The organism is Curtobacterium sp. PhB136 (genome assembly GCF_004346855.1).
In the GTDB taxonomy this organism is placed as follows: domain Bacteria; phylum Actinomycetota; class Actinomycetes; order Actinomycetales; family Microbacteriaceae; genus Curtobacterium.
The window spans coordinates 520,220-539,138 of the sequence record NZ_SMGH01000006.1; the positions used below are offsets into that span (position 1 = coordinate 520,220).

Below are 18,919 nucleotides of genomic sequence, written 5' to 3' on the forward strand. Positions count from 1 at the left end.
CGCTGTGCACTCCGCACATCCTGCCAGCAATATTTCACATGTGCAATAGTCTACGGTCAGTCGGGTTCGACGGCCTCGATCGGGTCGTCCCGGTGCAGCACCCGGCGGACCCGCTCGACGATCGTGGCCGCCGGCGGGTTGTTGTAGGCGTTCGCCGGCTCCTGGCCGCTCATCGCCTGGATCGCGGCCATCACGGCGTCGGTCGCGTGCCGGCGGGCGCGACCGGACGACGCCTCGCCGTAGGAGGAGAGGTCGAGCGGCTTGCCGAACTCGATCGTGACGCGGGCGAGCTTCGGGATCCGGGAGCCGACGGGCTGCACGTCCTCGGTGCCGCGCAGGGCGACGGGGACGACCGGAGCGCCGCTCGTCAGTGCGAGCCACGCCACGCCCGTCCGACCGCGGTAGATCCGGCCGTCGAGGGACCGCGTGCCCTCGGGGTAGATCGCGAAGGCCTCACCCTCCTGCAGGCGTGCGAGGCCGAGGTCGAGGGCGTGCTGCGCAGCGGCACCCGCGCCCCGCTCGACGCCGATCGCGCCGATGCCGCCGAAGAACGCCCGGGACACGGCGCCCCGGAAGCCCTTGCCGGTGAAGTACTCCTGCTTGGCGAGGAAGGACACCTTCCGCGGCGCCATGATCGTGATCGCCGGGGAGTCGATGAAGGACCGGTGGTTGCTCGCGAGGATCACGGGCCCGCGCTTCGGGACGTTCTTCCGTCCGATGATCTTCGGCCGCCAGACGACCCGGGCGAGCGGCGCCACCACGGCGCGACCGAGCACGGTGGCGAACATCGACGAACCGGACACCTGCTGCCTCCTCGGGGCGGGAGGTACCGAGTGTAGCCACGGGTCGGACGGGTACATGCCGCGATCGGCATGGACCAGCGGGTCAGTCGGCGGCGGCCACCACGTCGAGCACGGCGCGGCCGTACGACTCGAGCTTCGCGGCGCCGACGCCGGAGATCTCGGCGAGCTGGTCGACGTCGGAGGGACGCACGGCAGCGATGCCCCGGAGGGTGGCGTCGTTGAAGACCACGTACGCCGGGACCCCTTGCTCGCGGGCCTGCCCGGCACGCCAGGCCCGGAGCGCCTCGAACAGCCCGAGCGCTTCCTGCGGCATGTCCGACACGACCTGTCGACGGGAGCGGCTGGCGCGCGGGGCCTTCACCGGGTCGCGGCGCATCAGCACCTGGACCCGTCCGGCCAGCACCTCCGCGCTCGACTGGCTGAGCACGAGCGTGCCGTACCCGTCGCTCGACACGGTCGCGTAGCCCTGCGCCAGGACCTGCCGGGCGACGGTGCGCCATTCGCCCTCGGACAGGTCGGCGCCGATGCCGAACGTGGCGAGGGATTCGTGCTGGAGCTCCTGCACGCGCGGTGACGCCTTGCCGACGAGGATGTCCACGAGGTGCGCGACGCCGTAGCGCTGTCCGCGTTCCCGGTCGAGGCGGACGATCGTCGACAGGAGCTTCTGCGCCGGCACGGTGCCGTCCCACGACTCCGGCGGCGCGATGCAGGTGTCGCAGTTGCCGCACGCCGTGGATTCCTGGCCGAAGTACGCGAGCAGCCGGACCCGGCGGCACTCGATCGTCTCGCAGAGCGCGAGCATGGCGTCGAGGTGCGCGCTCAGCTGGCGTCGGTGTGCGGCGTCGCCTTCGGACTGGTCGATCATCCGGCGCTGCTGCACGACGTCGTTCAGGCCGTACGCGAGCCACGCGGTCGAGGGGGCTCCGTCACGCCCGGCACGACCGGTCTCCTGGTAGTAGCCCTCCACCGACTTCGGGAGGTCGAGGTGCGCCACGAAGCGGACGTCGGGCTTGTCGATGCCCATGCCGAACGCGATCGTGGCCACCATCACGATGCCGTCTTCGCGCAGGAACTGCGACTGGTTCCGCTCACGCACGCGCACGTCGAGTCCCGCGTGGTACGGCAGCGCCGGGATCCCCTGGTCGACGAGCGCCGCGGCCGTGCGCTCGACCGAGTTGCGCGACAGGCAGTACACGATGCCCGCGTCGCCCTTGTGCTCCGTGCGGATGAACGTCAGGAGCTGCTGCAGCGCACCGGTCTTCGGTTCGATGCGGTACTGGATGTTCGGCCGGTCGAAGTCCGCGACGAAGTGTGCGGCGTCGTCGAGGCCGAGGCGGGCGGAGATCTCCCGGTGGGTCTGCGGTGTCGCCGTGGCGGTCAGCGCGATGCGGGGCACCGTCGGCCAGCGCTCGTGCAGGACGCTCAGCTCGAGGTAGTCGGGGCGGAAGTCGTGCCCCCACTGCGCCACACAGTGGGCTTCGTCGATGGCGAAGAGGGCGATGCGCGCCCGGTCGAGCAGCGCGCGGGTGTTCTCGAGCCGGAGCCGTTCCGGAGCGAGGTAGAGCATGTCGACCTCACCCTGCACGACGGCACGCTCGACCCGGGCACGCTCGTCCGGCCCCTGCGTGGAGTTGAGGAACGCCGCGCGGACCCCGTTCGCCGCGAGGGCGTCCACCTGGTCCTGCATGAGGGCGATGAGCGGCGACACCACGACACCGACGCCGTCACGGACGAGTGCGGGCACCTGGTAGCAGAGCGACTTGCCGCCGCCGGTCGGCATCAGGACGAGGGCGTCCCCGCCGCTGACGACGCGGTCGATGATCGCGGCCTGTTCGCCGCGGAAGTCGTCGTAGCCCCAGACCCGGTGCAGCACGTCGAGCGCGGCCGCGCTCGACGGGGTGACGGCCGCAGCGGCCTCGGTGGTGCTCATCCGCCCAGCCTACGGGCGACCAGCGACACCACCGGCGTTGTCCACAGCGTCCGCCGGACCAGCCCCGACCGGAGCAGCCCCCGCCGGAGCAGCCGCACCCACGGCACCGGACCCGGCCACCCCCTCGGAGCGAGCCGGCGAGTCGAGCCAGCCCGAGCCTCCCGGCCGGGTCCAGCGCTTGCCGCCTGCCCAGGCCGGCACCGCACCACGGAACCGGGGTGCCTCGGCACCCGGGAACGTGCGGTCCAGCTTCCGCCACCACGCGAGGAGCTCGACCATGCCCCAGTACGCCAGCGAGGTGGCCAGCGTCAGCAGCCAGCCACCGATCGAGCCGTTCGAGGAGTCGAGGTCGACCTTGGACCACCCCGGCGCCTGCAGCACGAAGATCATGATGTTGTTGAAGGCGTGCTGGAGCACGGTTGCCTCGAGCCCACCGGTCCGGAGCACGATGACGGCCGCGACCAGGCCGAACGACCCGACGTCGAGGATCCCCCACACGTTGTAGCCGTTCGGGATGTGCAGCAGCGCGAACACCACCGTCGACACGGCCACCGCGACGACCGTCCCGACGATCCGCCACGGGATCCAGGCGCCGATCGTCTGCATCAGGAAGCCGCGGAAGATGTACTCCTCGGCCGCGCCCTGGAACGGCACGAGCAGGACGACGAGCACGATCGTCGTCGTCAGGGTGCCGAGCGACACCGTCGACTGGCCGATCTCGGCCGTGTTCCAGGCGAAACCACCGGCGAACGTGAACGTGCCGGCGGCCTGGAAGACGAACATGACCCCAGCGATCACCAGCGTCGGCAGCACGCACCACGCGGCCCAGCGCCAGCGGACCCGGAACCGCACCGACGACAGCGTGTTCGCCGGGCCGATCCGCGCGATCTTCACCGCGAGCAGGATCCCCGGCAGCAGCACCACGAGCGACACCAGCGACAGGCTCAGGATGATCGGGTCCGTGGGGTCGAGCGCTGAGTCCTGCAGACTCCGCTCCAGGTCGAGCAGCCCGTCCGGTCCCTGCGTCGCACCGATCGGCACGAAGTACGCCACGGTGATGAGGACCTGCGACACCAGGTACCACCCGGCGAGGAACGCGAGGGCGACGAGCGGACGCCACCAGCGCCAGCGGCCGTCGACGCGGAAGAGACGGTGGTAGGGAACGCTCACGCAGCGCAGGCTACCGGGCGGGGCAGGATGGGACCCGTGCTCACCGTCCTGCTCGGCCTCAGTGGCGCGCTCGTCTACGGGTTCGCGGACTTCCTCGGCGGACTGGCGTCCCGGCGCGTCCGACCGGTGACCGTGGCCGCGATCGGTGCGGCCGTCGGGATCGCGCCGCTGCTCGTCGGACTCGTCGTGGTCGGTGGGCGATTCTCCTGGTCCGCGACCGTCTGGGGTGCGCTCGGCGGGCTGTCCGGTGCCGTCGGTGTGCTGCTGCTCTACGCGGCGCTCGCGATCGGGCCGATGAGCGTGCTCTCACCGCTCACCGCCGTCTTCGCCGCCGTCGTGCCCGTGCTCGTCGCGGTGCTCCGCGGGACCGTCCTCTCCCCCGTGGCCGTCGGCGCACTCGTCGTCGCCGTGGTCGCGGTGGTGCTCGTCGCCTCCGTCCCGGACCCCGGCGGAGCGCGGCTCACGACGCGCGGGGTGGTCGCGGCAGCGGTCGCCGGATGCGGGTTCGGCGGGATCGTGCTCGCGTTCAACGAGACACCCGCCGACTCCGGCGTCGCACCGCTGGTGGTGGCGCGGGTGCTGCAGGCGGTGCTGCTCGGCGCGGCGGCCCTGGTGTGGACGCGGGTCGCGTCTGCCACGTCGGTCACGTCTGTTCGGTCGGGAGGCTCGGCAGACTCCGCCCCGCCGGCGCCGGCGGGTGCGGTTCCCGGCCCCGGGGCCGCGGGGGCGCCCGTCCGCCGGATCGCGCTCGTGATCGTCGCGTGCGGGGTGCTCGACGCGCTGGCGAACGTGTTCATCCAGGCCGGGCTGCACTCGAGCACGGACCCGTCGACGCTCCCGGTGATGAGCGTGCTCAACGCGCTGTACCCGATCGGCACGGTGGTGCTGGCGGGTGTGGTGCTCCGCGAGCGGCTCACCGTGCTCCAGGCCGTGGGCATCGGGCTGGCGCTCGTGGCGTCGGTGGCACTCGCCCTGGCGTGACCGGCGACGGCGCGCGGGTCAGGCGTCGGGGATGAGGCGCTTGCCGAGCGACACCGTGCGGTCGTCCGCGTAGCCGAGGGACTCGTAGAACCCGATCACGCGCTCGTTGCCCGCACGCACCTGCAGGTTGAGCTTCGGGCAGCCGAGGTCCGCGAGCAGCCGCTCGAACTCCGTCATGAACGCCCGCCCGAGCCCGGAGCCCTGCAGGTCCGGCCGCACCGCGAGGTAGTTCACCCAGCCCCGGTGCCCGTCGAAGCCGGCCATCCCGGCACCGACCACCACGCCGTCGTCGTCGGCGTCGACCGCCACCAGGAACAACTCGGGCTGCACGGTCAGCTTCCGCGCGATGTCCTTCCGCGGGTCGTTCCACGGACGGACCAGGCCGCAGGACTCCCAGAGCGCGACGACGGCTTCGGTGTCGGCCGGGACGAAACGGCGGATGACGTGCTGCATCACTCCACGGTAACGGTGCTGTGGAGGAGCACGTCACCGCGCCGTCGCCGTGGTCTGATAGACCTGGGCGTCGTCCACCGCGACGCTCACCACCGGACCAGGAGCCACGTGACCGCCCAGGAGACCCTCCCGCAGCGCCCGAGTGCGCGCGGTCAGCGGCCCCGCCAGACCGTCGGCGGCGCGATCGTGTCGCTCATCGCCGAGCTCCTCATCATCGCGGGTGCCCTCACCGGGCTCTACGTGCTGTGGACGGCATGGTGGACCGACGTCGTCGCGGTCACCGGGCAGACGGCGCTCGTGCAGGACCTCGGGCAGCAGAAGACCGGCTCCGGCACGGGCACCGAGCACCGGGGCACGGCGCCCGTCCTCGCGGAGCCGCCGAACGTCACCGACGTGTTCGGCACGATGCAGATCCCCCGCTTCGGCACCGACTACGACCGCCCCATCGGTGAGGGCACCGACCGTGAGGAGGTGCTCAACACCATCGGCCTCGGGCACTACCAGGACACCGCGATGCCCGGCGCTCCCGGCAACTTCGCCGTTGCCGGGCACCGCGTCACCTACGGCAAGCCGCTCAACCAGATCGCCGAGCTGAAGACCGGCGACGCGATCGTCGTCCGGGTGACCGACAAGAAGACCGACTTCGACGTCTGGTACGTCTACGACGTCACCGACAGCCAGATCGTCACCCCCGACCACGTCGAGACGATCGCACCGGTGCCGAACAAGCCCGGTGTCGCACCGACCGCGAGCGACCGCTGGCTGACCCTCACCGCGTGCCACCCGATGTGGTCCGCGAAGGAGCGGTACGTCACGCACGCGAAACTCGACTACTGGATGCCCGCGTCCGAGGGCACCCCGAAGGAACTCTCGGAGACCGCCAAGTGATCTTCCCGTTCGTCTGGCGGATCCTGCCGGGTCCCACCGCGCTCAAGGTGCTCGAGCTGGTCGTGCTCCTCGCCGCGATCGTCTTCGTGCTGTTCACGTGGGTGTTCCCGTGGGTCGCCGCGGACATCCTGCCGCCGCCCGACGGCACCGTGGACACCTCGGCGACCCCGACGCCCTGACGTCCTGACGTCCTGACGTCGACGCTGGCCCCGACGCCGCCCGCGGCCGCGGCCGGTGCGGCCTGGTCCCCGGATCAGACGGTCGTGGTCACCCGCGAACCGCCTCCGGGTGCCCGCCGCACCGCGATCCGCTCCGGGATGCGCTGCTTGAGCTCCTCGACGTGGCTGACGATGCCGACCTGACGCCCACCCGCCGTCAGCCGTGCGAGCTGCCCGATGACGTCGTCGAGGGTCTCCGGGTCGAGCGTGCCGAACCCTTCGTCGACGAACAGGGTGCCGAGCGAGACCCCGCCGGCTTCGGCCTGGACGACGTCGGCGAGCCCGAGGGCGAGGCACAGCGAGAACGTGAAGGTCTCACCGCCCGACAGGCTCCTCGGGTCACGCGTGGTGTCGGTCGTGTGGTCGCGCACGGCGAGCGCGAGGCCGGTGCGGCGTGCCCGGACGCCGGATTCTCGTTCGTCCGAGGTCTCGAGCGTGAAGCGTCCGCCGAGCATCGACCGGAGCCGGTCGTTGGCGGCGGCGACGACGTCCTCGAAGCGGCGCATCAGCACGTAGGTGCCGAGGGTGATGCCGGTCGGGTTGTGTCCCGGCGCCCCGGCGGCGATGTCGGCGAGCCGGACGACGGCACGGCTCCGCGCCGAGGTGGACTCCCGTGCCGTGACCGCTCGGGTGACCTCGGTGGCGCAGCGCTCGGTCGCGCCGGCCCGGTCCTCGGCGGTGACCGAGGCTCGGGTGGCGGCTTCGAGCACGGCAGCGGTTCGGGCCTTCTCCGTTCGGGCACCGTCGAGGTCGAGTGCCTCGGCGTCGTCGGCGGCGACCACGGGCGGTTCGGCGAGTCCGGCGTCGACGACGGCGCGCTCGCGGTCGGCGTCGTCGACGTCGCGACGGAGCCTGGTCGTCTCCGCCGCGTCGAGCTGCGCAGCGCGCGCTGCCGCGACGTCCGGGAAGTCCTGGTCGGCGACGACGCGAGCGACCTCCGTCGCCCGCTCGTCCGCGACGGCGGTGGCAGCGCGGGCTCGTTCCTCGGCGTCGACCACGGCACCGAGCTCGGCGACGCGGCGATCGAGCGCGGCGACGGCACCCGCCAGGTCGTCGGGAGCGGCAGGTTCGTCGGGCGCAGCGGGCGCGGCGGGCGCTGTGGACAGCGAGTCCAGCGCCGCCCGGACGAGGTCGGTGTCCTGGTCGAGTCGCTGCGCGTCGGCGGCGCTCGTCGCGAGGAGCACCTGGCGCCGGGCGTCGACGTCGTTGCGCTCCCGCTCGAGCGCACGCGTCGCGTCGTCGTGCGCAGCGCGCTCCCGCTCGCGCTCCGCGACGGTCGTGGCCGCCGCCCGTGCCGAGCGGAGTCGCGCGGTGGCTTCGGTGTCACGACGGTCGATGTCCACGACGGAGACCGATCCGACGACGGTGGCGAGACGGTCCTGCTCCGCACGCTCGAGCGCGAGGTCGGTCGCCGCATCGGCGAGCACGCTGTCGGCGCGCCGTGCTGCTGCTGCCGCTTCGTCGATCTGCGCCGGGGTCGGGTGGTCGTCCTGCGGCGTCGCGACGGCCGGGTGCTCCACCGCGCCGCACACCGGGCACGGATCGCCGGGCGTCAGGGCGGCCCCGAGTTCCCCGGCGAGCCCCGCGATCCGCCGTTCGCGGAGGTGCTGTTCGGCGGCCAGCGCTGCCGTGGCAGCTGCGCGGGCGACGCCGACCGCGGCTTCGGCGTCGGTGACCCGCGCGCGGACGGCGTCGAGCTCGGCGGCCGTCCGTCGGAGGTCCTGCACGGCGTCGACTGCTCGCTGGGCGGCGTCGGCGTCCCCGGCGGCTTCGGCTGCGGCACGCGATGCTTCGACGATGCGTGCACGTTCGGCCGGTCGGCGTTCGAGCGCGGCGTCGAGTTCGGCGAGCTGCTCGCGGAGTCGTTCCGCGTCCGCGACCGCGGTGTCGACCGCCGAACGGCGTCCGGGCAGCGACTCGGCGACGGGCACGAGGTGCCGGACGGCTCCGACTGCCTCGGCGAGCCGGTCCCGCACGCCCGCTGTGCCGCCCGCGGTGCCGCCCGTGGTGTCCGTGTCGTGCACGCCGTGCCGCTCGCGCAGGGCGTCCCGCTCCTGCTCGGCCCGGGTGGCACGGGCCCGGGCGGCGTCGAGCCCGTCGGCCACCGCGGCGACCCGGGCAGCACGCTCCGCGAGGGCCAGACGCGCCCGCGCGGCGGCGACGGCGACGGCCCGGTCGTCGAGCGCGACGGCCCGGCGGAGCAGTGCCGCCCGGCGGTCGAGCGCGGCGAGCCGGAGCACGACGGCCTGCTCGTGGTCGGCTGCGAGCTGCGCCGCGGCCGTGGCGTCGGAACGGGCGTGCGCTGCCGCGTCGGCCACCGCGCGGAGTTCGGTGACGACCGCGGGGACGTCCGGCTCGTCGGCGGCGGAGCGCCCCGATGCCTCGGCGAAGCGCGCGAGGGCGTCGCGGACACGGGCGTCCGCGGCGTCCACCTCCGCCGCGGCCGCACGGCGGCGGGCGGCGAGCTCATCGGCGGTGCGGTCGTAGATCTCGGTGCCGAACAGGGACTGCAGGAGCCTCCGGCGGTCTTCCCCCGGAGACTTCAGGAACCGCGCGAACTCGCCCTGCGGCAGCACGACGGTCTGCAGGAACTGGGCGCGGTCGAGGCCGACGATGCGCGCGATCTCCGCACCGACTTCCTGCGCGCGCGCCGAGACCGGTTCACCCGCCGGGTCTGCCGGGTCCGCGAGCCGGGAGAGCTGCGCCGACGACTGCTGCCTGACGGTGCCGGTGCCCCGCTGCTTCGGGCGGTCGTACTGGGGCGTGCGACGGACTCGGAACACCCCGGCCCCGGTCTCGAAGACGAGCTCCACGAAGGGTTCGACCGCGGGGTCGGCGTGCTGGCTGTGCAGGCGGTCGTTGCTGGCGTCGGAGCCCGCGAGCCCGCCGTACAGCGCGAAGACGACGGCATCGATGATGGTCGACTTGCCGGACCCGGTCGGCCCTTCGAGCAGGAAGACCCCGGACGCGGCGAGCGCGGCGAAGTCGATCGTGACGAGGTCCGGGTAGGGGCCGATGGCGCGGAGTTCGAGGTGGTGCAGGTGCATCAGCGTGCGGCCCCGTCCTGTTCGGAGAGCGCGGCGGCAGCGGCTTCGTACGCTTCGCGGAGGACGACGAGTTCGTCGGCCGAGGGTGCGCCGCCGGTGGCGAACGTCACGAAGTCGGCAGCCACCTCGACCGGGTCGGACGTGGCGGTGACCGCACGACCGGCGGTCCGGGCCGGGGCGTCGGCGGGTTCGTGGGTGATGGCGAGGGCGTGCGGGAAGCGGTCCTTGACGCGGGCGTACATCCGCTCCGGGTGCACCGGGTCCGTCACGGCGACCCGCACCCAGGACTCGGCGTGCCGGGCGAACTCCCCCGACTCGATGGCGTCGATGCCGGCACGGACGTCGACGAGGGGCCGTGGCACCGGCGTCGGCAGCAGCTCGACGCTGACCGCACCGGTGGCGTCGAGGTCCACCAGGGTCACCGACTTCGTGTGGTTCCGCTCGCCGAAGGAGAACGCGAGCGGTGACCCGGCGTACCGGATGCGCTCGGAGTCGCCGACGCGCTGCGGCCCGTGCAGGTGCCCGAGCGCGACGTAGTCGATGCCGGCGAACGCCGACTCGGCGACCCTGTCGACGCCGCCGACCCGGATGTCCTGCTCGCTGTCGCTCGGTTCCGCGCCGCCGACGAAGGCGTGCGCGACGACGACGCTGCGCGTGCCCGGCCGGTCGGCGAGGTCGGTGCGGACGCGGTCCATCGCGGCGCCGACGACGGCCTGGTGTGACCGGGCGAGCGGCTCGTCCGGCACGGCGGCGAGCGCGTACCGCACCATGTCGGGCTGCAGGTAGGGGATGCCGTAGACGGCGACCGGACCATCAGGGTCGTCGACGAGCACGGGGTCGCCGACGCGGGTCGGTTCGGCGAGGATCCGGACGCGCTGGTTCATGACGCCGGAGCCGAACCCGAGCCGGGCGGCGGAGTCGTGGTTGCCCGGGGTGACGACGACCGTGGCGACGGCGGCGAGCCGTTCGAGCACGGTGGAGAGCATCCGGACGGCGTCGACCGGCGGGATGGCGCGGTCGTAGACGTCACCGGCGATGACCACGAGGTCGACGGAGCGCTGCACGACGACCCCCACGAGGTGGTCGAGGAACGCGGTCTGGTGCTCGAGCAGATCGGCACCGAGCAGGGTGCGGCCCAGGTGCCAGTCGCCGGTGTGCAGGATGCGCATGTCCGTCACGGTAGTGCCGCCCACGGACATCCCCGGACACCGCGCCCCGACCTGTGGACAACCCGGCCGAGGACCCAGGACCGGAACCCGGAGCCAGCCGCTCAGCCGCTCAGCCGCTCAGCCGCAGGTGAGGTTCGTGCCGATGACCGCCGTCTTGATCTTCGCCGTCGACGAGCTGGTCGCGCTCCAGGTCCCGCCGAGGTTCGTCCGGACGTTCACGGTGACGGTCGCGCCGAGGCTGAGGATGCCGCTGCCGGCGACCCGCGCCGAGCTGGCGGACCCCGTCGCGGTCCCGACCACGGTCGTCCCCATCAGCACGTCGAACGACGTCGGGACCCCGGCGGCCCCGGGGTAGGTCCACCCGATCGTGACGGTGTTGTCGGCGTTGTTCGTGCAGGTGAGCGCCGTCACCGCGGTGGCCGTCGCCGTCGCGAAGCTCGTCGTCGGGTTGACCGTCGTCTTCGTCCACGGCGCGGCGACGGCCTGTGCGGGCAGCAGCACGCCGAGTCCGCCGGCGACGAGCACGACGGCGGCCACCGCGCCGCTCCGGCGGAGCCGGCGCACCCGTCGGGCGCGACGGCGGAGGGCGCGACGCGAGCGGGGCCCGGCAACGGTGGACGCAGTCGAGGCGACGGGCGGGGCGGACCCGGTGGGAGCCTCCAGACCGTCGTCGCCGTCGGAGCCGTCGTCGGGAGCGGAACCGAGCCGCCGCAGCGACCCGTCGATCGTGCCGAGGTACAGCATCGCGGTCAGGGCCAGCGCGAGGAGGACCACCTTGTGCCACTCGCCGTCGCGCAGCCAGACGATCGGCGTCCCGACGAACGGGATGCGCAGGAACGCGACCCCGTGCACGGCCGACCGCTCGATCGGGGTGGAGTCCCGCTGCGGGTTCGCGTCGCCCTTGGTGACGAGCGTCCCGGCGGTCCCGGCCTTGACGTACCGGTGCATGCGGAGGTGTCCCGGCTGGTCCGGGTCGTCGGCGAGCAGGACCTGACCGAGCCGGAGCTGCGCCGGCGCGACGGGACGGGACACGACGACGTCGCCGGGGACGAGCCGCGGCTCCATCGACCCCGTCATGACCGTGGTGGGCTGCCAGCCGATCACGGCCGGCGCGGCCGCCCAGAGCGCCAGGCCGAGGAGCGTCGCGACGACGCCCCGGGCGAGCGTGGCGACGACGACACGCCCCCAGTCGGCGGCGTCCCTGAGCGCATCGTGCGGTGCACGCGGTGCGTGCGGTCCGCTGACCTCGATGCTGACCATGGCTGCCTTCGACTGGGGGCGTGCTGTGTGTGGCGGACGGGCCCGCATCGGGTGCGGTCCCGGTCGTCACGGAGGGATCCGGCCGGGCACGCTGCGCGCGCCTGGAGGGGTCCGGGCCTCAGCTGTTCTGGGCCTCCCACGTGAGTCCGAGGGACGCGGTGCCGCCCTGGATCGTGTTCGGGGCGGCGGTGGGGACCGTGTAGGTCACGCGGTAGACCTTGGACTCGGACGCGGAGCCGGTCGGTGCCCACGTGCCGACGCCGGTGGCGAAGTTGGTGGAGGCGGAGCCGAAGGCGGCGACCGTGCCGCTGTAGAGCGTGCCGCTCGTGGTGGCCGGGGTGAAGCCGGTGCAGGAGCCGAAGCCACCGCCGGTGCCCTGCTCGATGGTCAGGTTGATGTTGGATGCGAGGTTGTTCGTGGTCGCGGGGTTGGTGCCGTAGAGCTTGACGGTCGAGGCGAGCGAACCGGTCGAGGTGACCGTGATGCAGTTCGTGCCGGTCGAGCCGGGCTTCAGGCCGGTCGCGGTGAAGAGCGCGGTGTTGTTGTCGTCGTCGCTGAGGGCGACGGTGCCGGCGGTCCAGTTGCTGGTCGGGTTCACCGTGGTGGCGGAGAACGCCGAGTAGGAAGCCGTCGAGACGACGACACCCGAGGCGACGAGGGCGGCGGGGATGGCGATCCAGGCGGCGAGACGACGGCGCGAGGGGTGACACGGGACATGGCGGTACTCCGAGAGGAAGAAGAGGGCTGATCGGTGGGTTCGGCCGGACCCGCGGTGGTTGGCCGCGCTTCGTGCCGTGGTGGTGCCGTACTGGTTGGTACGACGATCAAGCTACTTTGCTGCCGTGTTGCTCACAAGCCGTGGCATACCCCCGCTGTTGGGGGTAGTTCAATCACTGAGATACTTGTTCAATGAGCAGCACGGCGGCATCCCCGTGTCGCCTCGCCGATCGTGCCTGCGATCACCACCCGAGAAGAGCCCGCCCGATGACGGACACCCGCATCACCGCAGCCCCCGCCTCCACGGCGGCGTCCGCGATCCCCGCTGCTCCGACGTCCCCGGTGGACGCGCCCGTCGTCGACGCGCCTCGCTCCGCCGGCACCACCGACGGCGTCGAGGACTCCGACCTCGGCCGCCTGATGACCGCGTTCCGGCTCATGCAGACGCAGCACGCACGCGTCCTCAACCACGAGAGCGTCGCCCGGGGGCTCAACCCGACCGACAGCCGCTTCGTGTTCTTCCTCGCCGCTGCGGACGGCGCGGGTGTGACCCCGAAGCAGGCGAGCGAGTACCTCGAGCTCTCCACGGGCGCCATGACGTCGCTCATCGACCGGCTCGAGAAGCGCGCGCACATCGAGCGCCGCCCGAACCCGGACGACCGCCGCAGCATCCTCCTGCACCTCACCGCCTCCGGCGAAGCCGTCGCGAAGCAGATCGGCGCCGTCTACTCCGCCGCGTTCCGTGAGGTCGTCGCACCCGCCGAACGAGCGGCCGTCGCCGACGCCTTCGCGCGCATCGGCGACGCCCTCGGCCGCCGCTCCGAGGGCGACGCGCCTGCTCGTCGCTCTGACTCCGGGACGGGCGTACGTTCGGGGGCATGACCCCCAGCGACCTCCTCATCGAAGCGTTCTCCCGCGTGCCCGACACCGTCGGCCGTGCCCTCGACGGGCTCTCCGAGGACCAGCTCGCATCCCGCCCTGGTGCCGGAGCGAACACGCTCGCCTGGCTGGCGTGGCACATCGCGCGCGGGCAGGACGCGCAGATCGCCGGCCTCGCGGGCACCGAGCAGGTGTGGACCGCGGATGGCTGGTACGACCGGTTCGGGCTGCCGTTCCCCGCGGAGGCGCTCGGCTACGGCATGTCCCGTGACGACGTCGGCCGTGTCCGCGCCTCGGCCGCGCTGCTGAACGGGTACCTCGGTGCGGTGCACGCGCGCACGGTCGAGTACCTCCGCACGCTCGGTCCGGATGACCTCGACCCCGTCGTCGACGACGCGTGGGACCCGCCGGTCACCGCCGGCGCACGGCTCGTGAGCATCCTCGACGACTGCGTCCAGCACGCGGGTCAGGCCGGGTACGCGCGCGGGTTGCTGTTCTTCAACCGCTGACGGATCAACCGCCGGGAGGCCCGGCTCGGCTCCGCCAGACGCCGCTGAGTCCACGAGACACCTCCGGCACGACGAAACGCCGCCATCTCTGGCGGCGTTTCGCGTGTGTCGGGGCGTCTCGCGGAGACTGGACCGTCAGCGGGCGGCGAGCTCCGCGACGATGCCGTCGCCAGGCGCTGCCTGGACCAGGTCCGCCTCGATCTCGGCGCGCTCGAGGATGCCCTCGATCTTCCGGATGCGGCCACGGGGGACGATCGTCACGACGGTGCCCTCCTTGCCGGCACGACCGGTGCGGCCCGAGCGGTGCATGTACGCCTTGTAGTCGTCCGGCGCATCCGCCTGCACGACGAGCGAGACGTCGTCGACGTGGATGCCGCGGGCGGCGACGTCGGTCGCGACGAGGACGTTCACGCGGCCGCTGGTGAGCAGCTGCAGGTTGCGCGTGCGGCGCGACTGGTTGAGGTCGCCGTGGAGCGAGGTCGCGCGGATGCCGGCGTCCTCGAACTGGTCGGCCAGACGCTCGGCGTAGGCACGGGTCCGGGCGAAGACGATCGTCTTGCCGTCACCGGCGACGAGCTCCTCGAGCAGACGGTCCTTCTCGCGCTGCTCGACCACGAGCACGCGGTGGTCGATGGTCGAGGACGCCTGGTCCTCACCCGCCACCTCGTGCACGCTCGGCTCGTGCAGGAACTGCTCGACGAGCGCCGCGACCTGGGTGTCGAGCGTCGCGCTGAACAGCAGCTTCTGCGCGCGGTTGCCCTCGGGGGTGACCTGCGCGGTCGCCTCGAGGATCTCCTGCACGGGCTCCAGGAACCCGAGGTCGCACATGTGGTCGGCCTCGTCGAGCACGGAGATGACGACCTCGCTGAGGTCGAGCTTCCCCTTGTTCATGAGGTCCTGCACGCGACCGGGGGTGCCGACGATGATGTCGACGCCGCGCTCGAGCGCGCCCTCCTGGCGGCCGTACGGGACGCCGCCGTAGATCTGCGTCGTGAAGAGCCCCACCGAGCGGGCGATCGGCTGCACCGTGCGGTCGATCTGCAGGGCGAGCTCACGGGTCGGCGCGAGGATGAGCGCACGCGGGGCGCGGCCCATCTTGCGCTTCGTGCCGCCGCCGTTCTCCATGAGCTTCTCGACGAGCGGAGCACCGAAGGCGATGGTCTTGCCGGAGCCCGTGCGGCCACGGCCGAGGACGTCCTTGCCGGCGAGCACGTCGGGGATCGTCGCGGCCTGGATCGGGAACGGGCTGGTCGCGCCGAGCTCACCGAGGGCACGGGAGATGTTGCCGCCGATGCCGAGGTCGGCGAAGGTCACGCCCTCGACGTCGGCCGCGACGGTGGCCTCGGCCTGGAGCTTCTCGAGCTTGACGTCGTCGGCGGGGACGAAGTGTCCACGCTCGGTGTCGTCGCGGTCGAACTTGCGCGGAGCGCGGTCGTCGCGGTCGAACTTGCGCGGAGCGCGGTCGTCACGGTCGAACTTGCGGGGCGCACGGTCGTCGCGGTCGAACTTGCGGGGCGCGCGGTCGTCGCGGTCGAAGCTGCGGCGCGGACGGTCGTCCTGGTCGCGACGGGGCGCGCGGTCGTCACGGTTGAACGAACGGGGCGCACGGTCGTCACGGTCGAAGCGACGCGGGGCACGGTCGTCGCTGTCACGACGCGGCGCACGGTCGTCGCGGTTGAACGAACGCGGAGCGCGGTCGTCGCGGTCGAAGCTGCGGCGCGGACGGTCGTCGTTGTCGCGACGCGGGGCACGGTCGTCACGGTTGAACGAACGGGGCGCACGGTCGTCACGGTCGAAGCGACGCGGGGCACGGTCGTCGCTGTCACGACGGGGCGCACGATCGTCACGGTTGAACGAACGCGGGGCACGGTCATCGCGATCGAACCGACGCGGTGCACGGTCGTCGCTGTCACGACGGGGCGCACGATCGTCACGGTTGAACGAACGCGGGGCACGGTCATCGCGATCGAAGCGACGCGGGGCGCGGTCGTCACGATCGCCACCGCGTGCCGGACGGCCGGCGCCGCGGGGCTCCCAGCTCGAGCGGGCGGGGTCGCGCGGCTCCCAGTTCGGGCGGCTCGGACGCTCGCCCTGCGAGGAGCGGTTGCGGCGGTCGTCCGCGTCCCAGCGCTGCTTCTGGCGCGGCGCGGACGGGTCGGCGGCGCGGAAGCCGCGGTGCTTGTTGCTGCGTGCGGCGGGGGTGCCGTTCGGGTGACGGACACGGTCGGAGGCGCGCGAGTTCGCGCCCTTGTCGTACGGGGCCATAGCTACTTTCCGGGGTGCGGACATGCCACGCAGCCCGGCAGCGACATCGGCGGGGGCGGTTCGTGGTGAGGGGGTTCATCCCGTCGTCGAATCGACGTGATTCCAGCCCTCGAACTACACAACACCCAAACACGTCCGCGGCTCGCAGCCGCGGTGTCGAAGGCCGACCGAGCGAGTCTACGTGACGACCGGCCAGGACACCACCCCTCAGGACTCGGCCAGGCGCTGCCGCTGCTCCGCGACGTCGAAGTCCGCGGGCGGCCACGAGAGGTGCATGTCCTCGAGCGCGCGGAGCAGGAGCTGCTGGACGGCGAGCCGGGCGTACCACTTCCGGTTCGCCGGGACCACGTACCAGGGCGCCACGGTGGTCGACGTCCGGTCGAAGGCGATCTGGTAGGCCTCTTGGTAGTCGTCCCAGCGCAGGCGCTCGTCGATGTCAGCCGGGTTGAACTTCCAGTGCTTGTCGGGGCGGTCGAGGCGGTCCCCGAGTCGAGCGCGCTGCTCGTCCTTGGAGATGTGCAGCATCACCTTGACGATCGTGGTGCCCTGCTCGGCCAGGCGGTTCTCGAAGTCGACGATCGCACCGTACCGACGCTCGATCTCCTCCGGCGGGGCGAACGCCCGAACGCGCTGGATGAGGACGTCCTCGTAGTGCGAGCGGTCGAAGACGCCGAGCTGGCCCGCGCTCGGGAGCTCCCGTTCGACGCGCCAGAGGAAGTCGTGCTCGCGCTCCTCGGCCGTCGGCGCCTTGAAGCCCGCGTAGTGCACGCCGTTCGGGTCGACGGCACCGACCACGTGGGACACGATGCCACCCTTGCCCGCGGTGTCCATCGCCTGCAGGACGAGCAGCACGCGCCGCTGGTCCCCCGCGGTCGCCGCGGCCCACAGGCGCTCCTGCAGGGCGGAGAGCCGGTCGGCGCCTGCCGCCAGGGATTCGAGTCCGTCGATCTTCCGTCCGGGGAACCCCGGGGTGCCGTCCGGGTCGACGTCAGCGAGCCGGAACCCCTCGTCCACGCGGAGGAGCGGTTCCGGATCGGCGTTCCAGGCCTTGCGTCGGCTCACGGGTCCTCCTGCATCGACGGTGGTGTGCCGCTCATCCTGTCACCACGAGGTGAACGGCGTCATGCGTCGCGCAGCACCTCGGGATACCGTTGTCGGCGATGAGGTCAGGCCGTCGCACACTGATCGCGCTCGTCGCCGCGGTCGTGGCGCTCGGCGCGATCGCTTCGTGCAGCTCGGATCCGACCGGCGACGAGAACACCACGGTCACCGCCGACCCGGTGATCTACCCGCTCTCGCTGCGGTACCACGGCATCGACGTCGTGCAGGACGTCCCCTACGGCAGCGACCGGCTGCAGCAGCTCGATGTCTGCCTGCCCGCGGACAGCGCACCCGAGACCACCGCCACGCCCTCGGCCGCGGCGACGTCGGCCGCGGACGCCGACGCGCCGGCGGAGTCGTCGTCCCGTCCCGCGGTGCTGATGATCCACGGCGGGAGCTGGTCGCACGGCGACAAGGCCACCGCCGCGTACCGCTCGGTGTGCAAGTACCTGGCATCGGCGGGCTTCGTCACGTTCAACGTCGACTACCGCCTGGCACCGACGGACCCCTTCCCCGCCGGCCTCGACGACGTCCGGCGCGCCCTCGACTGGGTGTACCGGCCGACGACCCTGGCGACGTACGACGTCGACGTCGACCGGATCGGGGTGTTCGGCGGCAGCGCGGGCGGGAACCTCGCGGCGCTGCTCGCGGTCGAGGACCACCAGTCCACGGCCTACGCCGAGGGGGACCGGATCCGCGCGGTCGTCGACCTCAGCGGGCCGACGGACCTCACCGGACGCTCGACCAGGTCCGACGGGGTGTCGGCGTCGTTCCAGCGGAAGCAGCTGCTCTACCTCGGTTGTTCCACGTACACCTCGTGTCCGGCGGCGACCCGGGCGTCACCGACGGACAACGTCACCGCGGACACCGCCCCGTTCTTCATCGGGCACTCCACGCACGAGTTCATCCCGCTGTGGGAGTCGCAGGACTTCGCGGCGACGCTGCGCTCCCACGACGTGCCGGTGACCTTCGTCGCGGTCAAGGGCACCGCGCACTCGATCGCACAGCTCGACGAGGCGATGAGCAAACGCGTGGTGGCGTTCCTCCGGCGCCACCTGGGCTGACGACCCCGGCCGAACCGGTCCGTCACAGCGCCGACGTCGGCTGTACCCCGGGCGGGTGCCACCCGGACTCGGGACTGCCCCCGGACGGCTCCTCGGACGGAGACTTCCGGTGTGACCGACACCTCGACCCGCCCCGCACGCACCGCGACGACCTGGGACCGAAACTCCCCCGTCCGGACCGCCGCGGAGCTGCTCCTCGGGCTGTCCTTCTTCGTCACGGTCGCATTCGCCGGCTACGGCGCCGCGACCGGGCACACCTCGCTCGTCGCCCAGCTCGGCGCGATCGCGTTCCTGACGACGCTCACCTGCGTGCTCGTGTCGTGGTTCAGCGGTGCCGGCGCCCCCGACGAGGACACCAGCGGCCGCTAGATGTAGTTCCCCGTGAGGTTATGAACGCGATCTGATGGGGTTTGGCCGCCGAGGCCGGTGTGTGGTCGGTGGTGATTGTAGTGATGCAGCCAGTCC

At 72.5% G+C, this 18,919-nt stretch carries 18 protein-coding genes; 7 read left to right on the plus strand and 11 right to left on the minus strand.

The window, feature by feature from the left end:
- Positions 1-56: 56 nt before the first annotated feature.
- The 3 genes from EDF27_RS11965 to EDF27_RS11975 form a co-directional block, all read right to left on the minus strand.
- The gene (locus EDF27_RS11965) at positions 57-788 is read right to left on the minus strand and encodes a lysophospholipid acyltransferase family protein (RefSeq protein ID WP_132048943.1); all 732 of its coding nucleotides are present in this window, start codon (positions 786-788) and stop codon (positions 57-59) included.
- A gap of 97 nt (positions 789-885) precedes the next feature.
- Positions 886-2,733, minus strand: a complete 1,848-nt coding sequence (gene recQ, locus EDF27_RS11970; protein ID WP_132048945.1) for a DNA helicase RecQ — start codon at positions 2,731-2,733, stop codon at positions 886-888.
- Positions 2,734-2,742: 9 nt separating this feature from the next.
- Entirely contained in the window at positions 2,743-3,903 is a 1,161-nt protein-coding gene (locus EDF27_RS11975; RefSeq protein ID WP_132048947.1) for a CPBP family intramembrane glutamic endopeptidase, read from the minus strand.
- A 36-nt stretch (positions 3,904-3,939) separates the two neighbouring features.
- Here EDF27_RS11975 and EDF27_RS11980 point away from each other — a divergent pair, with 36 nt between their 5' ends.
- On the plus strand, positions 3,940-4,884 hold the full coding sequence (locus EDF27_RS11980) for an EamA family transporter (RefSeq protein ID WP_123703393.1): 945 nt from the start codon (positions 3,940-3,942) through the stop codon (positions 4,882-4,884).
- Positions 4,885-4,902: 18 nt separating this feature from the next.
- Here EDF27_RS11980 and EDF27_RS11985 read toward each other — a convergent pair whose 3' ends face one another.
- Entirely contained in the window at positions 4,903-5,337 is a 435-nt protein-coding gene (locus EDF27_RS11985) for a GNAT family acetyltransferase (RefSeq protein ID WP_123703395.1), read from the minus strand.
- A 108-nt stretch (positions 5,338-5,445) separates the two neighbouring features.
- Between EDF27_RS11985 and EDF27_RS11990 the strand changes: the two genes are divergently transcribed.
- Positions 5,446-6,225 carry a class E sortase gene (locus EDF27_RS11990; RefSeq protein WP_123703397.1) on the plus strand — a complete coding sequence of 260 codons (780 nt, stop codon included), beginning with the start codon at positions 5,446-5,448 and terminating at the stop codon, positions 6,223-6,225.
- Positions 6,222-6,404, plus strand: coding sequence for a hypothetical protein (locus EDF27_RS11995; RefSeq protein ID WP_243698322.1), 183 nt, complete (start codon positions 6,222-6,224; stop codon positions 6,402-6,404). Before EDF27_RS11990 ends, EDF27_RS11995 begins: the two co-directional genes overlap by 4 nt.
- 74 nt (positions 6,405-6,478) lie before the next feature.
- On the opposite strand, the gene EDF27_RS12000 is transcribed toward EDF27_RS11995, so the two are convergent.
- From EDF27_RS12000 to EDF27_RS12015, 4 genes are all read right to left on the minus strand, one after another.
- Positions 6,479-9,490 carry an SMC family ATPase gene (locus EDF27_RS12000; protein WP_132048949.1) on the minus strand — a complete coding sequence of 1,004 codons (3,012 nt, stop codon included), beginning with the start codon at positions 9,488-9,490 and terminating at the stop codon, positions 6,479-6,481.
- Positions 9,490-10,659 carry an exonuclease SbcCD subunit D gene (locus tag EDF27_RS12005; protein WP_132048951.1) on the minus strand — a complete coding sequence of 390 codons (1,170 nt, stop codon included), beginning with the start codon at positions 10,657-10,659 and terminating at the stop codon, positions 9,490-9,492. The genes EDF27_RS12000 and EDF27_RS12005 overlap by 1 nt, the downstream gene beginning before the upstream one ends.
- A 117-nt stretch (positions 10,660-10,776) precedes the next feature.
- The gene (locus EDF27_RS12010) at positions 10,777-11,919 is read right to left on the minus strand and encodes a signal peptidase I (protein ID WP_165931467.1); all 1,143 of its coding nucleotides are present in this window, start codon (positions 11,917-11,919) and stop codon (positions 10,777-10,779) included.
- A gap of 118 nt (positions 11,920-12,037) precedes the next feature.
- Entirely contained in the window at positions 12,038-12,517 is a 480-nt protein-coding gene (locus EDF27_RS12015) for a hypothetical protein (RefSeq protein WP_243698323.1), read from the minus strand.
- A 386-nt stretch (positions 12,518-12,903) separates the two neighbouring features.
- On the opposite strand from EDF27_RS12015, the gene EDF27_RS12020 reads away from it, so the two are divergent.
- Both EDF27_RS12020 and EDF27_RS12025 read left to right on the plus strand, forming a co-directional pair.
- Complete coding sequence (locus tag EDF27_RS12020) at positions 12,904-13,518, plus strand: MarR family transcriptional regulator (protein ID WP_165931468.1); 615 nt, start codon at positions 12,904-12,906, stop codon at positions 13,516-13,518.
- Positions 13,515-14,024, plus strand: a complete 510-nt coding sequence (locus tag EDF27_RS12025; protein ID WP_123703411.1) for a DinB family protein — start codon at positions 13,515-13,517, stop codon at positions 14,022-14,024. The genes EDF27_RS12020 and EDF27_RS12025 overlap by 4 nt, the downstream gene beginning before the upstream one ends.
- Positions 14,025-14,159: 135 nt before the next feature.
- On the opposite strand, the gene EDF27_RS12030 is transcribed toward EDF27_RS12025, so the two are convergent.
- Both EDF27_RS12030 and EDF27_RS12035 read right to left on the minus strand, forming a co-directional pair.
- The gene (locus EDF27_RS12030) at positions 14,160-16,289 is read right to left on the minus strand and encodes a DEAD/DEAH box helicase (RefSeq protein WP_123703413.1); all 2,130 of its coding nucleotides are present in this window, start codon (positions 16,287-16,289) and stop codon (positions 14,160-14,162) included.
- A 207-nt stretch (positions 16,290-16,496) separates the two neighbouring features.
- Positions 16,497-17,351 (minus strand): polyphosphate kinase 2 family protein, encoded by an 855-nt coding sequence (locus EDF27_RS12035; protein WP_123703415.1) that lies wholly within the window; start codon positions 17,349-17,351, stop codon positions 16,497-16,499.
- A gap of 98 nt (positions 17,352-17,449) precedes the next feature.
- On the opposite strand from EDF27_RS12035, the gene EDF27_RS12040 reads away from it, so the two are divergent.
- Positions 17,450-18,454: an alpha/beta hydrolase gene (locus EDF27_RS12040; RefSeq protein WP_123703417.1), complete on the plus strand. Its 1,005-nt coding sequence runs from the start codon at positions 17,450-17,452 to the stop codon at positions 18,452-18,454.
- Positions 18,455-18,565: 111 nt separating this feature from the next.
- A complete protein-coding gene (locus EDF27_RS12045; RefSeq protein WP_123703419.1) occupies positions 18,566-18,823 on the plus strand; it encodes a hypothetical protein in 258 nt (85 codons plus the stop codon).
- On the opposite strand, the gene EDF27_RS12050 is transcribed toward EDF27_RS12045, so the two are convergent.
- Positions 18,820-18,919 (minus strand): integrase core domain-containing protein (locus tag EDF27_RS12050; protein WP_132048956.1); only part of this gene is annotated, 100 nt, incomplete at its 5' end. The two genes, EDF27_RS12045 and EDF27_RS12050, sit on opposite strands and share 4 nt — an antisense overlap.